The organism is Thermomonospora echinospora, assembly GCF_900108175.1.
GTDB lineage: Bacteria > Actinomycetota > Actinomycetes > Streptosporangiales > Streptosporangiaceae > Thermomonospora > Thermomonospora echinospora.
The window spans coordinates 278,696-293,446 of the sequence record NZ_FNVO01000006.1; the positions used below are offsets into that span (position 1 = coordinate 278,696).

Annotated in this window: 11 protein-coding genes; 3 read left to right on the forward strand and 8 right to left on the reverse strand. The window is 72.0% G+C overall.

Features of this window, described 5'->3' with window-relative positions; translation table 11 throughout:
- Position 1: 1 nt before the first annotated feature.
- A complete protein-coding gene (locus C4U03_RS16945) occupies positions 2-1,684 on the reverse strand; it encodes a hypothetical protein (RefSeq protein ID WP_103938744.1) in 1,683 nt (560 codons plus the stop codon).
- Positions 1,685-2,066: 382 nt separating this feature from the next.
- On the opposite strand from C4U03_RS16945, the gene C4U03_RS16950 reads away from it, so the two are divergent.
- The 3 genes from C4U03_RS16950 to C4U03_RS16960 all read left to right on the forward strand — a co-directional run bounded on the left by C4U03_RS16950 (position 2,067) and on the right by C4U03_RS16960 (position 4,197).
- Positions 2,067-2,390, forward strand: a complete 324-nt coding sequence (locus C4U03_RS16950) for a hypothetical protein (protein ID WP_235017917.1) — start codon at positions 2,067-2,069, stop codon at positions 2,388-2,390.
- 352 nt (positions 2,391-2,742) lie between these two features.
- On the forward strand, positions 2,743-3,750 hold the full coding sequence (locus C4U03_RS16955) for a mechanosensitive ion channel family protein (RefSeq protein ID WP_103938746.1): 1,008 nt from the start codon (positions 2,743-2,745) through the stop codon (positions 3,748-3,750).
- Between the two features lie 63 nt (positions 3,751-3,813).
- Positions 3,814-4,197 carry a globin gene (locus tag C4U03_RS16960; protein ID WP_200827285.1) on the forward strand — a complete coding sequence of 128 codons (384 nt, stop codon included), beginning with the start codon at positions 3,814-3,816 and terminating at the stop codon, positions 4,195-4,197.
- A gap of 144 nt (positions 4,198-4,341) precedes the next feature.
- Here C4U03_RS16960 and C4U03_RS16965 read toward each other — a convergent pair whose 3' ends face one another.
- From C4U03_RS16965 to C4U03_RS16995, 7 genes are all read right to left on the reverse strand, one after another.
- Positions 4,342-5,583 (reverse strand): MFS transporter, encoded by a 1,242-nt coding sequence (locus C4U03_RS16965; RefSeq protein WP_103938748.1) that lies wholly within the window; start codon positions 5,581-5,583, stop codon positions 4,342-4,344.
- A gap of 209 nt (positions 5,584-5,792) precedes the next feature.
- Positions 5,793-6,224 (reverse strand): acyl-CoA thioesterase, encoded by a 432-nt coding sequence (locus C4U03_RS16970; protein ID WP_103938749.1) that lies wholly within the window; start codon positions 6,222-6,224, stop codon positions 5,793-5,795.
- Between the two features lie 471 nt (positions 6,225-6,695).
- A complete protein-coding gene (gene ettA / locus C4U03_RS16975; protein ID WP_103938750.1) occupies positions 6,696-8,360 on the reverse strand; it encodes an energy-dependent translational throttle protein EttA in 1,665 nt (554 codons plus the stop codon).
- Between the two features lie 202 nt (positions 8,361-8,562).
- A complete protein-coding gene (locus C4U03_RS16980; protein ID WP_103938751.1) occupies positions 8,563-9,843 on the reverse strand; it encodes a sensor domain-containing diguanylate cyclase in 1,281 nt (426 codons plus the stop codon).
- A 369-nt stretch (positions 9,844-10,212) separates the two neighbouring features.
- Positions 10,213-10,827, reverse strand: a complete 615-nt coding sequence (gene ssb / locus C4U03_RS16985; protein ID WP_103938752.1) for a single-stranded DNA-binding protein — start codon at positions 10,825-10,827, stop codon at positions 10,213-10,215.
- Between the two features lie 155 nt (positions 10,828-10,982).
- Positions 10,983-12,680, reverse strand: a complete 1,698-nt coding sequence (locus C4U03_RS16990; RefSeq protein WP_235017918.1) for a P-loop NTPase family protein — start codon at positions 12,678-12,680, stop codon at positions 10,983-10,985.
- 93 nt (positions 12,681-12,773) lie between these two features.
- A complete protein-coding gene (locus C4U03_RS16995) occupies positions 12,774-14,477 on the reverse strand; it encodes an AAA family ATPase (protein WP_103938858.1) in 1,704 nt (567 codons plus the stop codon).
- Between the last annotated feature and the right edge of the window lie 274 nt (positions 14,478-14,751).

A 14,751-nucleotide genomic window follows, 5' to 3' on the forward strand; every position in this document is an offset into this window, starting at 1 on the left:
CTCAGGCCTGCTGCGCGGGCCTGGGCCGCGGGGCGGCCGGACTGCTCACCGAGGGGCCCGACAGCGCCTCGCGGAAGCTCTTGATCCGTTCGATCTCGCCGTGTCGGGCCACCACGGCGGCGCCGAGCTGGCGGGCCCGGTGCACCAGGATGTCGGAACGGTGGTCCTCCGACAGCTCCAGGATCGCCTCCTGCGCGACGTCCAGCGCCGCATCCGGATGCCCGGCGTGCAGCCGGCAGGCGGCCCGGTCCAGCCGTACCAGGGTCAGGTCGACCCAGTCGGTGGGGGCGTACAGCGTGAGGGCACGGCTCAGCACCTCGTCACCGGCCTTGTGGTCGCCGAGGTTGGTGAAGGTGTCGCCCTCGTAGAAGGCCATCTGCCGTTCGGTGAAACCAAAGGCCAGATCGCTGGTGTGCGCCTTGGGCAACTGGTCGAAGACCGACCTGCCGCGCACCAGCGCCCGGCGGGCGCTGGGCGCGGCGTCCGACCGCCCCCGCATCGCCAGCAGCCCCAGCGCGCGCGCCTCCACCGCGGGCGCCATCGCCGCCGCCACGCTGGGCGTCCGGCCGGCCAGGTCCTGGGCCTTGCGGGCCAGGTGCAGCGCCTCGCGCGGGTCGCCGTAGTACATCGGCACCAGCGCCTCGCGCACCGTCACCCAGGCGCGCAGCGCCCGGTCCCCGGTCTCGTCGGCGGCGGTGCTGGCGGTGCGGAAGAACGAGCGGGCCAGCCGGTGGTCGCCCAGATTGATCATGATCAGGCCGGACAGCCCGGCCAGCTGGGCAGCGATCCGGCACAGCCGTTCCTGCAGTTCCACCGGCTGCCGCTGGTCGCACATCCGGCGCACCTCGCTGAAGTCCAGCAGCACGTCGCACAGCATGCGCAGCGAGGGAGTGGCCTGGTAGAGCCGGCCGTAGCCGAGGGTGGTCTCCTCCCACTGGTCCAGCATGGTGGGCGACACCGTGGCGTTGACCAGCGTGTCGTCCATCCTCCGACGCAGGTGGTCCACGGCTCCGAGGAACTCGCCGTCGAGCGCCACGCCCGCGCCGGCCAGCAGTTGCAAGAGGGTCCTGCGAAGCACCACGTCCTCCTCTCCGACGTCCGCGGACAGGGGGCCGCCGGCGCGGTCCGGGCCCCGGCTGTCGCCGACGGTGATCCAATGACGGTCGTCCGGCAGCGGTACGACCACGTGCCCGACCAGGGCGTCGGGCTCGTCCAGGGGGCGGGAGGCGGCGGCGCGGCGATCGGCCGGCGGCATGGGCGACCGGGCCGGTGCCCGGCAGGCGGACACCGCGCGCAGCGTGTGGCCGTGCCCGCAGATGCAGGGGCCCTCGAAGCCGAGCTCGGCCGGCTCCACCCGGTAGACGGCGCACAGGTAGTGCAGGTAGGCCGGTCCCGGGCGCTTGTAGCCGCTCTCGTAGGCCGACAGCAGTGTCTCGCCCAGCTTGGGCTGGGGTTTGCCGTCGATCTCGTGCAGTGCGCGGACCTGGGCGACGATGTCCGACAGCGCCACCCCGTGGGCCAGCCGATGCGACTTGATCCGGGTCGTGCCGAACAGCGGGCCGCACTGCTCGTGAATGTCGGCGGCGATCTCCACCGGAGTGCGTCCCCGGGCGAGGCCGTGCGCACGGACCCGGCGGGCGATGTCCGTCTCTTTTCTCGGGGCGTCCCCGGGGGGTTCCGGCATTGCTCCGGCCTTCCTGCCCTCGAAGCGGCGCCCGTGCCGCTCCCGGTCCGCACACCCGGTATGAGACCGGTCCGACCCTGTGGTCCGGCACCCATTCCGGGCGAAAGCTGACCATCTGGCCACAACTGATTACCTCTCGCGCACGCAGCGTAACTCCCGGATCGGGGCAGGCCAACCCATTCGCAGAAAACGGGAGCGGACGGGTGCGGGCATCGACCACCCGGGTGGAGATTTCTCCTCCGCGGGCGAAGGAAGCCAACCCGAAGGAGGGGAAATCCCGTCCCCGGCGAGCCTGGTACCGCTTGACCGGTCGCCGGGATAGTTGCAATTCTCAGTTTCGTTGACGAAGCGCATCCAGTCGATCACACAGCAGTCTCACCGGATGCAGAGGGAGGGGTACGGGGTGGCCAGCGACTACCGCGTCGGCTGTCTGGAGGACCTCGGACAGGCCGTCGGCTCGCAAGGGCTGGTGGCCAAAGTGGTGCAGACCCGGTCCGGGCCGACCTTCCTGCGGGTGGTCAACCCGGAGGCCGGCAGCCTGGCCGAGGACGTGACCTGCGCTCCGGCCCCGGGCACGCCCGAGCACTACTACTGGTGGTCGTGGGGAGAGCGCATGCATCGGGTGGACGATCCGGGAGGCGCCGCGTCGAAGCTGGCGCACGTCCTGCAGCCGCTGCCGCACGAGGCGCACGGCTCCCGGAGTTGAGGCCGGTCGTGTCCCGCGCGGCCGCGGCGGGGAACGGCGCGGCAGCCGTCGGTCCGCGGGACACGGCCACCGGCCTCCGGCCCGGTCAGGGCCTTTCACGGACATACGCCCTTCACGTCGATCTGTGACGTTCGACACGTGAGCCGAGGTGTGGAGCGGCCCTTCCCGGGGCGGCGCATCCCTCGCCCCCCCTCCGCCCACGGGGCTCGCAGCACCCCGGAGACCCTTCCCGGTCCGGCGGGTCACATGACCATGAGCGCGTACGGACGGCCGGTCGGCTTCCCCTAACATCGGCTCGTACCGCCGCAGGTCCATGGTGGTGTACACACCACCGCCCCGGGAGGATCTTCCGTTGTTCGATTCCGCGGCCCTGTGGGCGGCCGCTCCCCTGTTCGACACCGACGAGCGACCGGAGACGTACTGCGGGGAAAAACCGCTCATGCCGTGCCGGCTGTTCTGGAACATCACCCACAGCCCGGACGCGACCAAGTTCGTCAAGGACTACCACCTGGACCTGTGGACCAACCGGCTGTTCGTCATCGTCCTCACGCTGAGCATCGCGCTGCTGCTGCGGCGCTTCGCGCACGGGATGATCACCAAGATCACCGCCCGGATGGCCGAGGGCACCATGCCCGAGCGGCTGCGCGAGCGCTCCCGCACCGCCTTCGACGGCAGCCACGCCGTACTCAGCGAACGGCGCCGGCAGCGCGCCAAGACGCTCGGCTCGGTGCTGCGCAGCATCGCCTCCATCGTGATCATGGGCACCGCGGTGTTCAGCGCGCTGGGCGAGCTGGGCCTGAACCTGGCCCCCATCCTGGCCAGCGCCAGCGTGATCGGCGTCGCGGTCGGCTTCGGTGCCCAGAACATCGTCAAGGACTTCCTGGCGGGCCTGTTCATGCTGCTGGAGGACCAGTTCGGGGTCGGTGACGTGGTCGACCTGGGGCCCGCCAAGGGCACCGTGGAGGCGGTCACGCTGCGCGTCACCCGGATACGCGACGTCAACGGCGTGGTGTGGTACATCCGCAACGGCGAGATCATGCGGGTCGGCAACGAGTCGCAGAACTGGGCCCGGGCGGTGCTGGACATCCCGGTCGACTACGGCGAGGACACCGCCAAGGTCAAGGAGGTCCTCAAGGCCACCGCCGACCGGCTGGCCGACGACCCCGCCTGGAAGGAGATCATCCTGGAGGAGCCGTCGGTGTGGGGCGTGCAGGGCCTGACCGGTGAGGCGGTGGTCGTCCGCCTGGTGGTCAAGACCGCCCCCGGCCGCCAGGGCGAGGTCGCCCGCGAGCTGCGCGAGCGCGTCAAGCGCTCCTTCGACGACGCGGGCGTCACCGTCGCCACTCCCCCACCGGCGTGACCCGGCCGGCGTGACCCGGAACTCACCCACCCGTCATCCCGCTCACATAGGGTGGAGGGCATCATGGCCCAAGAAGTGACCTTCTATGAGGCGGTCGGCGGCGAGGAGACCTTCCGGCGCCTGGTCCACCGCTTCTACCAGGGCGTCGCCGACGACCCCCTGCTGCGCCCCCTGTACCCCGAGGAGGACCTCGGCCCGGCCGAGGAGCGGCTGCGCCTCTTCCTCATCCAATACTGGGGCGGCCCCCGCACCTACAGCATCCAGCGCGGGCACCCCCGGCTGCGTATGCGTCACGTCCCGTTCACGATCGGGACGGCCGAGCGGGACGCCTGGCTGCGGCATATGCGGGACGCGCTGGACGAACTGGACCTGCCCGAGCAACTGGAGCAAATGCTCTGGGAGTACCTGGAGATGGCCGCCCGCAGCCTGATCAACTCCCCCGACTGACCGCCGCCCGCAGCGCCCCGGCCGCCGAGACACCGGATGCACCCGCATCGCTCCTCGGGGATCGGGGCCGCCCCCACCACCGCACCGACGTGGGGTTCGTCGACCGGTCCGGGGCGCCCGGAATGCCGCCGGAGACCAGGGTCCTCATGGACGAGGAGATGCCGTCCTGCGAAGGCGCGTCCGTCGTCCGCGATCCGTGCGCGCCGTGACCGTTCGGCCCTCGCCTCGGACGGGCACCAGGGGGACGGCGGCCAGCGAGAACGCCACGGCGATGGCGAACGCCGCGCCGTAGCCGGGCCCGCCGACCACCATGCCCACCAGCGGCGGGGTCGCCATCGCCAACGCGTTCTGCGCGGTGTTCTGCGTGCCCAGCGCGCGTCCGGCCCAGGCGCGTCCGGCGTACTCGGCGACGGCGGTGTACGCCAGCCCGTTGGGGCTCACGGTGATCACTCCGGCCACCAGCAGCACCGCGACGGCGACCCCGGACCCGGTCAGGGCCCCGGCCGCCAGCGCCGCCATCACCACGGCGATGGCAGCGGCGACCAGCCGGAACGGCCGCAGCCTGCTGCCCGCCCGGTCCGACCAGACCCCGGCGCCGATCCGCGCCAGCGCACCGCCCACCTGAACGGCGGCCAGCACCCGCCCGGCCGTCGCCGCGTCCCAGCCATGCTCGTCGATCAGGAAGACCAGGGCGAACGTGGCGACCGTGAACTGCGGCACGACCAGCAGCGCGCTGGCCGCGTGCAGCCGCCACAGCACCGGCGTGGCATAGGGGGATCCGGCGCCTTGCGCCGACTCCTGTGCGGTCCGTCGCGGATCCCGTACGAACAGCGCCACAGCGGCGGCCATCACCAGGCAGAAGAGCGCCGAGGCCAGCAGCGGGGCGGCCAGCCCGCCGACCGCCAGCGGCGGCAGGGCCAGCGCAGCCACGCCAATGCCGAGCGGCTGGGCGGTCTGCCGGATGCCCATCGCCAGCCCGCGCTCACGTGCGCCGAACCAGCCGAGGATCAGCCGGCCGCTGGCCGCGTGCACCGAGGCGCCGCCCGCACCGGCGGCGACCAGGCAGGCCCCCAGCGCCAGCGGACGCCCCGCCACCGCCGCCGCGGCCAGCAGGGCCAGGCCGGCGACGCCCAGGCCGAGGGAGAGGACCAGCCGCTCCCCCCAGCGGTCGGCGGCGGCGCCCCACGCGATGAGGGCGACCATGAGCCCGGCCGTCGGGCAGGCGACCAGCATGCCCGCCTGCCCCAGAGACAGCCCGTCCGCCCGTAGCACGGGCAGCAGGTAGGGCAGCCCGAACTGGAACACGCATCCGGCGACTATCGCCCCCAGCCCGACACCCAGCACCACCCAGCGCCGGCCGTCCGGACCACCCTCCACGTTGACCATATATTGATACTAGACGTCCACTATGTGGATATATCAGCAGCATGCCACCGAGTCGACCAGGGGCCTTCAGAAATCACGGGGCATGCACAAGACCGGCGGTCGGCGGTCGGCGGAGCGTACGTGCGCGGCTGAGCGCACTTTCGGGACTCATGGGCACGCACAAGGCGATGGAGAGACCGCTCGCCTCTGGACGCGCTCGACAGGCCGGGTCAGGACGGGGGGACGTAGCGCTTGATGAAGTCCCGTTCGTACGGGGTGAAACGGCGCAGGCTGTTGCGCTCCACGTCGAAGGCCACCAGCGTCGAGGTGGCGGTCGCGAAGACCTGCTCGTCGTCGCGGACCTCATAGGCCAGCTTGAACGAGGCAGCGCGGGCCTCGGTCACCCACGTCTCCACTCGGATCGGGTAGACGGTGGGCAGCAGCGGACGACGGTAGTCGATCTCATGCCGGGCGATCACCATGCCGCGCACCGGCTCCTCGCCCTTGCGGACCGGGTCGCCATGGAACATCTCCAGGCGGGCGTCCTCCAGGTAGCCGAGGAACTTGACGTTGTTCACGTGGCCCTGCGAGTCGATGTCACCGAACCGGATGTTGAACTCGTAGACATGCCGGTACTCGGCGGGAGGCGTGTCGGTATCCATGTCCTCGCCTGGGGTCTGGGGTCTCGCCCGGGAACGGGCTGCCACTCATGAATCAGGCCGATCGTAGCGACAGCCCGTCCCGCTCTCCCAGCCCGCCGGATTGTGGGATTGGCCTCTCTGAGGTCATGGAGACCAGCGCGACGGCTCCGGCGCAGGCGACGGACAACCCACAACGCAGCCCCATCTCACCACCGCAAGAGCCCGGCGGCCGACCATGCCCACTGCCGATATCCACCTGGACGACCAGAACATGCGGAAGGTGCCGACGCCCGCCGGGCGCTGGATGCCACCAGCGTCCATACGGACAAGCAGAACCCGCCACGGCGGGAAGAGGCCGGTTACGGCGGATGCCGGACCGGCCCCTCGCTATGTCGGCCCGTCGTGGCAGGCATGCGGCGTTCTGGAGATCCGCCCGCGCGCACACGGGGTCCGTACCGCCGTGGTGTGGGCCACGGCGGTACGGAACGCGGGTCAGTTGCGGGTCAACTTGCGGTGGGTGACGCGGTGCGGGCGGGCCGCCTCGGCGCCCAGGCGCTCGATCTTGTTCTTCTCGTAGTCGGCGAAGTTGCCCTCGAACCAGAACCAGTTGGAGCCCTCTTCCCACGCCAGGATGTGGGTGGCGATGCGGTCGAGGAACCACCGGTCGTGCGAGGTGATCACGGCGCAGCCGGGGAACTCCAGCAGCGCGTTCTCCAGCGAGCTCAGGGTCTCGGTGTCCAGGTCGTTGGTGGGCTCGTCCAGCAGCAGCACGTTGCCGCCCTGCTTGAGGGTCAGCGCCAGGTTGAGCCGGTTGCGCTCACCGCCGGACAGCACGCCCGACGGCTTCTGCTGGTCGGGGCCCTTGAAGCCGAAGGCCGCCACGTACGCCCGCGAGGGCATCTCGACCTGGCCGACCTTGATGTGGTCGAGGCCGTCGGAGACCACCTGCCAGACGGACTGCTCAGGGTCGATGCCGCCCCGGGACTGGTCCACGTACGAGATCTGCACCGTCTCGCCGACCTTCAGGGCGCCCGAGTCGGGGGTCTCCTCGCCCACGATCATGCGGAACAGCGTGGTCTTGCCGACGCCGTTGGGGCCGATCACGCCGACGATGCCGTTGGGGGGCAGATTGAGCGACAGGTCCTCGATCAGCAGCCGGTCGCCGAAGCCCTTGGTGAGGTTCTCGGCGACGATCACCGTGTTGCCCAGCCGCGGGCCCGGCGGGATCTGGATCTCCTCGAAGTCCAGCTTGCGGGTCTTGGCGGCCTCGGCGGCCATCTCCTCGTAGCGCTGCAGCCGGGCCTTGCTCTTGGTCTGCCGGGCCTTGGGGTTGGAGCGGACCCACTCCAGCTCCTCGGTCAGGCGCTTCTTGCGCTTGGCGTCCTTGTTGCCCTCGACCTTGAGCCGGTCGGCCTTCTTCTCCAGGTAGGTGGAGTAGTTGCCCTCGTACGGGTAGCAGCGGCCGCGGTCCAGCTCCAGGATCCAGGTGGCCACGTTGTCCAGGAAGTACCGGTCGTGGGTGACCGCCAGGACGGTGCCCTCGTACTTCTCCAGGTACTGCTCCAGCCACTGCACGCTCTCGGCGTCCAGGTGGTTGGTGGGCTCGTCCAGCAGCAGCAGGTCGGGCGCCTCCAGCAGCAGCTTGCACAGCGCCACGCGGCGGCGCTCACCACCGGACAGCTTGGTCACGTCGGCGTCCGGGGGCGGGCAGCGCAGCGCGTCCATCGCCTGCTCGAGCTGGCTGTCGAGGTCCCAGGCGTTGCGATGGTCGAGCTGCTCCTGCAGCTTGCCCATCTCCTCCATCAGCTCGTCGGAGTAGTCGGTCGCCATCTGCTCGGCGATCTCGTTGAACCGGTCGAGCAGCGCCTTGGTCTCGGCCACGCCCTCCTCGACGTTGCCGAGGACGGTCTTGCTCTCGTTGAGCGGCGGCTCCTGCTGGAGCATCCCCACCGAGTATCCGGGCATGAGCCGCGCGTCGCCGTTGGACGGCTGCTCCAGACCGGCCATCATCCGCAGCAGCGTGGACTTGCCGGTCCCGTTCGGGCCGAGGACGCCGATCTTGGCTCCCGGCAGGAAGCTCAAGGTGACATCGTCAAGGATCACCTTGTCGCCGTGCGCCTTGCGCACGCGCTGCATCGTGTAGATGTACTCGGGCATGCTTTAAAGCCTATGGGGTGGCGGCCACCACTCGTTGCACGTCCGCCCACCCCTCCCGCCCCTTTCCACACCACCGCCCCAACCGCCCCGCCGGCGAAGCCCACCCCTCCTTGGCGCGTCCACGCCGCCGACCCGGCCAGGGCCGGCCGCCTCGACGGGGCTTGCCTCTCCCCGGTGCGCGCGTGCCGTCGGTCCGGGCGGGTCAGACGCCCGGGGCGCGGGGGTCGTCGAGGGCGGGCAGGCAGACGCGGTCGCGGCCGGACTGCTTGGCCCGGTACAGGGCGAGGTCGGCAGCGGTCAGCAGCTCGATCAGGTCCTGGCCGTGGGTGCGCAGCAGCGACACGCCCACCGAGATGGTGACGCCGACCGTGCCCTCCTCGGCCGGGACCGTCAGGCGGCGCACCCGGCCACGCAGGCGCTCGGCCACCCGGCACGCCTCCACCGTGTCGGCGCCCGGCAGCAGGACCACGAACTCCTCTCCCCCGAACCGGCCGACCACGTCGTAGTCGCGCAGCTGGCTGCACAACGTGGTGGCGACCCCGACGAGGACCTGATCGCCGATCAGGTGGCCGTGGGTGTCGTTGACCCTCTTGAAGTGGTCGATGTCGATGAGCAGCAGGGCGAGCGGCTCGTTGGTGCGGTCGGCGCGCGACAGCTCGGTGTCGGCCTCGCGCTGCCAGGCGGCGGCGTTGAGCAGGCCCGTCTTGGCGTCGGTCCGGGCGGCGGCCTGCAACTGCTGGTGCATCAGGCTGCGCTGGAGCAGCACGACCGGCGGCAGGGCCAGGACCAGCAGCGCCAGCGACAGCGCGCTGATGATGGCCACGATGAGCCCCACGCACAGCTCGACGACGTCCAGCAGCAGGCTCTCGCGCGTCCACAGCACGTCCCGCCACCGGCTCTCGGGGTCGGCGGCGTGCGCCGCGATCGCCACCAGGGCGGTGTTGACCACGGTGAACAGGGCCGCACAGCCCACCGCGACGAGCACTCCCGGGTGGACGTCGATCACCCAGGCCGGGGAGCCCTGCAGCGGCTCGGGCACCGTCCGGTGAAAGGCGGTGGACGCGCACGCCCCGGCCAGGCCGAGCGCGGAGGCGACCAGCACCCGCCGGTACAGCAGGGTGCGCCGTACCCGGAGCTGCAGCAGCGCCTGTATCGGTATCGGCGCCAGCAGCGCGTAGACCGGCGGCAGCAGCAGCGCCACCGGCAGCCACCAGGCCGACAGCAGGTCCCGGGCGACCCCGGCGGGCATGCCCAGCCGCCGGGAGACCTCGATGCACACCGCCCCGCAGGCCAGCAGCGCGGCGAAGGTGCGCAGGTCCTCAGCCCGGACGGGGGTCCGGACGATGCCGTCGGCCGCCAGCGCCAGGTAGAGCCCGGCGACCGCGACCACGTAGAGCGCCAGCAGCGAAGGCCGCGCGAGCCGGCGGCCGAACCAGCCCGCCAGCTCCCCTCGGTCCTCCGCCGACGACTGCACTGCCGTCATCCTTCCCCCCAATCCTCACGTTGTGTAACACGATAGTTGCAACGTGTGCGACGTGGGTCTGGAATCAAGACGTTCGTCAACACTTCACGATCATCGCCCCGCACATCACCTTTCCCAGCATGAGAATCCTCCTCCTCCGCCTCCCGCCCCGGCGGCCCTTTGACGCCTCCCGTCAGATGCCCCCGCGGAGCCCTCCGCAGCGGGACCGACCGCAAGAGGCCACCCGGACACAGGACGGCGGATCTCCTCGGCCAGGCCCGCATGCCACGCGCCCCCGGCGCAGGTGAGCAGGCCGGTGCGGATGGCGTCGGTGGCGGTGCCCTTGAGGGGCCGCCCGGGTGCAGGTGGGCGGCCCCTCGTGGGCGGGGGTCAGGCGGCCTGGGTGCGGAGTTCGAACAGGTCGTGGTCGTCGGTGTCCGTGGCGGTCGCGCGGGGGTCCGCGGGCTCGCCGAAGAGGTCGGCGTCCTCGTTGCGGAGGGTGTCGGTCGGCTCGGTGGCCTGGGGGTTCTCGGTGTCGGTGGCCGAGTCACGGGTGGTCTCGCCATCGGTGGGGCTCTCGGCCAGGGACCACTGGTCGGTGAGCTCCCTGGCCTCCCGGCGGTCCTCCTCCGTCATGGTGCCGCGCTGGACGCGGCGGAACTGGGCGCTGCCCCGGCTGAGGTCGTGGCCGACGGTGGTGGCCTCGATCTCGGCGGAGAAGCGCAGCCGGCCGTCCTTGACGTACTCGCGGATGCGCAGCCGGCCGGACACCACGACGGGCTCGCCGCGCTTCATGTCGCTGGCGTTGACATTCTCAGCCAGGGAGCGCCAGCAGTTGACGGTCAGGAACATCGGCTCCAAGTCCTGCCACTGGCCGCTCTGCCGGTCGTAGCGGCGCGGGGTGCAGCCGACTCTCAGGGCCAGGAAGGGAGTGCCGTTGGCCGTCATCGTGAAGAAGGGGTCCTGGGCGAGCCAGCCGATGACGGTGACCTGTGCTTCGTTCATGGGGGTCCTCCACTTCGCGGTCGGTGCGCGGTGTCGGACGCCGCGCACTGACCACGGTGGCGGACCGGCCAAGGCCCGAGAAGCCTCCGGCGGAACTGTGGACAACCGGCCGGAACGGCGGCCCGGATCAGCCCCGGAAGAGCCCGGCAGGCGGTTCAGCTTCCGGAAGAGCCCAGCAGACGGTCGGCCTCGGCCTGGAAGCGGGCATAGGCCCGCAACTCGTCCGCGACCGGGTAGAGGACCTTCTGCTCGGCGACCTCGGCGATGCGCTCGCGCATGTGCAGTTCCATCCGCTCGCCGTGCCTGGCCGAGGACAGGGCGATCACGTTGCGGCAGGCCGACGAGGTGAGCGCTCCCATGCCCAGCACGCAGGCCAGCAGGACGGTGACGTACGGGATCAGCCCGGGGTTGCCGACCAGGTCCGGCGGCTGCTCGCTGATGCCGAGGACTCCGTAGGCGACCAGCAGGGCGATCCAGATCAGGGCCAGGGCGGCGATCAGGACCAGGAAGTACTGCCAGGTCTTGACCAGCCACCACCAGCGCGGCACCTGGTTGAAGGCCGGCAGCGTGTCCTTGAGGGAGTCGCCGAGGGCCTCGGGCAGCTCGGCGGCGTGCGAGCGGCCGGCGGCGCGGACCGAGCGGGCCCACGCCGGCGGCAGGCCGGTGACGACGTCGTCGGCGATGCCCTGCAGGGCGTTGTCCACGTCCCCCTGCTGGGCGCCGACCGGGCCGGTGAACGCGCCGCGCAGCTCATCGCGCAGCTCGGTCAGCCGCATCTTGCGCAGCGGGTCGCTGCGCAGCCGGGCGGCCAGCTTGGCCACCGGCCAGCCCACGTAGTCCACGGCGCGCAGCTCATAGGCGCTCTCCATGGCCTCGGCGACCGCCGGGACGCCCGCCGCGTCGGTGAGCGCGTCGGCCAGCTCCGCGGCGCGGCGCTCGTCGATCATGGACGGCGGCTCGGTGACGGCCCGCTGGTCGGCGAACCGCGCCACCAGCCGGTCGATGTCGACGGCCAGCCGCTGGGCGCGGGCGCGGCGGGCCGCGACGGTGTCGGCCAGCACCTCACGGAACCCGGCGACGCCGCCCTCGGCCACCGTGGAGGTGGTCACGATGCGCGGATCGGCCAGCCCCTCGGCCTCCAGCAGGCGGCGCAGGTCCGACACGCACTCGTCGATCTCCTCCTCCTGCAGCCGGTCGACCTGGTTGAGGACGATGAGGGTGACCCCGGCGTGCCGGGCGAAGGGAACGATGTAGTTGCGGTGCAGCGCGGCGTCGGCGTACTTCTGCGGGTCCACCACCCACACCAGCAGGTCGGCGACGCCGACGAACCGGTCGACCTCGGCGCGGTGCATCTCGGCGATGGAGTCGTGGTCGGGCAGGTCGATCAGGACCAGGCCCTGCAGCGACCCGGACTCGGCCCCGTTCCGGCCGCCCTCGGGCTCCAGCGCGCTGGCCCGGGCGTAGCGGTGCCGCTTGTCGACCTGCAGCCAGTCCAGCAGCGGCCCGGCGCCGTCCAGCCCCCACACGCAGGCGTGCGCCTTGGACGTCATGGGGCGGCGCATCCCGGTCGGCGACAGGTCCAGCCCGCAGACGGCGTTGAACAGGGAGGACTTGCCGCTGCCGGTGCCGCCGGCGAGGGTGACGACGGTGTGGTCGCCCGACAGCCGCAGCCGTTCCCCGGCACGGGTGAGCAGCGCGGTGGTGTCGGCCAGCAGGTCCGGGTCGATCCGTCCGGTGCCCAGGTCGACCAGCCGCTGCAGACCGTCGATCCTGGCCGCCAGGCCCGGGCCGGCGGGCTCGTCCGCGTTCCCGGCGGCCGGCTGCGGGGGGACCGCCGAGGTGGTCGTCGTCATCTGGTTCAAGTGCCGACCTCTAGGTTGTCCGGGGGTGTTCCGACGGGTCCGCCGGGCGGCGACCGCAGGTGGGCGCGCGACCGGCGGCCGCCGTCATCGAGCGACCTCTAGGTTGTAGGTGGCCTGGTAGAGCTGGACGGCGGCGGTCTCGTCGGGGATCCCGGCGGCGTCCAGCGCCTGACCGTAGCGGATGGCCTCCTCGTCGAACAGCATCCCGATGCGGCTACGCAGGTCGGCGCGGGCCTTGGCGCCCATGCCGCGCAGCGACTCGGCGCCGAACAGCGCCTTGAGCAGCCGCTGCGGCACCGCGCTGGTGCCCCCCTCGACCGTCACGTCGGTGGTCCCGTAGCCCAGCAGCCCGATCATCAGGACCAGGGACAGCGCCTCCTCGTCGAAGGTGACCAGCTTGGCCACCGACCGCTTGGTGACGCCCTCCGTGCGGATCAGCTCCAGGACGTGGTCCTGCCAGGAGCTGACCGCCCGGGTGACCCGCCGCGGCAGCTCCGGGGAGACCCCGGACAGGGCGCCGGCCGGGCCGGCCAGGATCTGCCCGCCGGCCGGGTGGGCGCGCCAGCGGGCCAGCACCTCCTCGGCGGCGTGCTCGGCGGAGGCCAGGATCAGCGACTCCAGCCCGGCGCGCAGCGCGCCCTTGAGGGCGCGCAGCCGGGCCGGGGCGCGGCGGCGCTTGCTGCTGCGATGGCCGGAACGGCCGCGCTGGACGCGCAGCGAGCGCAGCAGGTCGCCGGTGCCGGCGAAGTCCTGCCAGCGGGCCAGCACCTCGCCGCGCAGCAGCGAGCCGTTGCGGGTGGCCTCGTCCAGCTCGGCCATCGCGGTGGCGTAGGCGGCCTCGACCTCCTCGCGCAGCACGGTACGCACCTCGACCTGGGCCTCGACCTGCTTGGCCAGCTCGGGAACGCGGACCCGGAAGCTGTCCAGGACGCCGCCGAAGGTGTCGCGGATGACCTTGGAGCGGCGCTCGATGTTCTCCGACAGCTCCAGCAGCCAGGACCGGATGTCCTCGACGGCCTCCTCGGGCAGCCGGCTGTTCTCGATCCGGGTCTCGGGGATGGTGAACCGGCGGGCCTCCCCGACGCCCTGCTGCTCCAGCATCTCGCCGAAGTGGTCGACGACCTCCGAGCCGGCGCCCTGGGGGACGCGCGAGAGCACCACGCCGATGGTGGCGCCCTGCTCGCGGGCGCGCTGGAGCATCTGCCACACCTGGGCGTCGGCGTACCGGGCGGCGGTGGTGACGCACAACCACAGGTCGGCGGCGGACATCAGCTTGGTGGCGAACTCGTAGTGGTCCTCGAAGACCGAGTCGAAGTCGGGGCTGTCCAGCAGTGCCAGGCCCTCGGGGAGTTGGTCGCTGCTGATGATGACCAGCTGGTCACCGGCGATGGCGTCCGGGGCGGGACCGGGCACCCGGCCCATGTCGGGCAGCAGCGGCCCCTTGAGGAACCACTCGGCGTGGTCGGGGTGGCAGACCAGGATCGGGCTGCTGGTGGTGGGCCGCAGCACGCCGGTCGCGCTGACCCGGGACCCCACCAACGTGTTGACCAGGGTGGACTTGCCGGCCCCGGTGGAGCCGCCGAGCACCACCAGCATCGGGGCGCTCTTGCCGCGGATGCGGGGCAGCACGTAGTCGTCGAGCTGGCTCTTGATCTCCAGCTGGGCCGCCCGGGCGTCCTCGACCCCGGGCATGTCCAGTACGAACCGCACCTCGCTGACCTGGTCGCGCAGCTCGGTCAGTACCCGCGCCAGATCGACCTCCCGAGTGGGATCGGGAGCGACGCTCACCAGCCGCCCGCCCGCGCCACCGGACGCGCCCGCGCCGCGGCCGGTCCGCTCCGCGCCACCGGACGTCCCGGACGAGACCGGCGACCCACTCCGCTCGTCCCGCCCATCGGCCCCTGACGCACCGCCCGAACCGCCGGACACGCCGCTCGAATCACCGGATGTGCCTCCCGGGCCGTCGGACGCGCCGCTCGGACCGCCGGACGCCGTGGAGCCGGAAGATCCGGCGGCCCCGGAGGCCGACTCGTCCCGTTCGTCGGTCCCGGAGGACCCGGCG

What these genes read in the sequence shown, in the direction of transcription:
- C4U03_RS16945 (WP_103938744.1), bottom strand. Translation starts at nt 1,684, where the DNA reads ATGCCGGAACCCCCCGGGGACGCCCCGAGAAAAGAGACGGACATCGCC.
- C4U03_RS16950 (WP_235017917.1), top strand. Translation starts at nt 2,067, where the DNA reads ATGCAGAGGGAGGGGTACGGGGTGGCCAGCGACTACCGCGTCGGCTGT.
- C4U03_RS16960 (WP_200827285.1), top strand. Translation starts at nt 3,814, where the DNA reads ATGGCCCAAGAAGTGACCTTCTATGAGGCGGTCGGCGGCGAGGAGACC.
- C4U03_RS16965 (WP_103938748.1), bottom strand. Translation starts at nt 5,583, where the DNA reads ATGGTCAACGTGGAGGGTGGTCCGGACGGCCGGCGCTGGGTGGTGCTG.
- C4U03_RS16970 (WP_103938749.1), bottom strand. Translation starts at nt 6,224, where the DNA reads ATGGATACCGACACGCCTCCCGCCGAGTACCGGCATGTCTACGAGTTC.
- ettA (WP_103938750.1), bottom strand. Translation starts at nt 8,360, where the DNA reads ATGCCCGAGTACATCTACACGATGCAGCGCGTGCGCAAGGCGCACGGC.
- C4U03_RS16980 (WP_103938751.1), bottom strand. Translation starts at nt 9,843, where the DNA reads ATGACGGCAGTGCAGTCGTCGGCGGAGGACCGAGGGGAGCTGGCGGGC.
- ssb (WP_103938752.1), bottom strand. Translation starts at nt 10,827, where the DNA reads ATGAACGAAGCACAGGTCACCGTCATCGGCTGGCTCGCCCAGGACCCC.
- C4U03_RS16990 (WP_235017918.1), bottom strand. Translation starts at nt 12,680, where the DNA reads ATGACGACGACCACCTCGGCGGTCCCCCCGCAGCCGGCCGCCGGGAAC.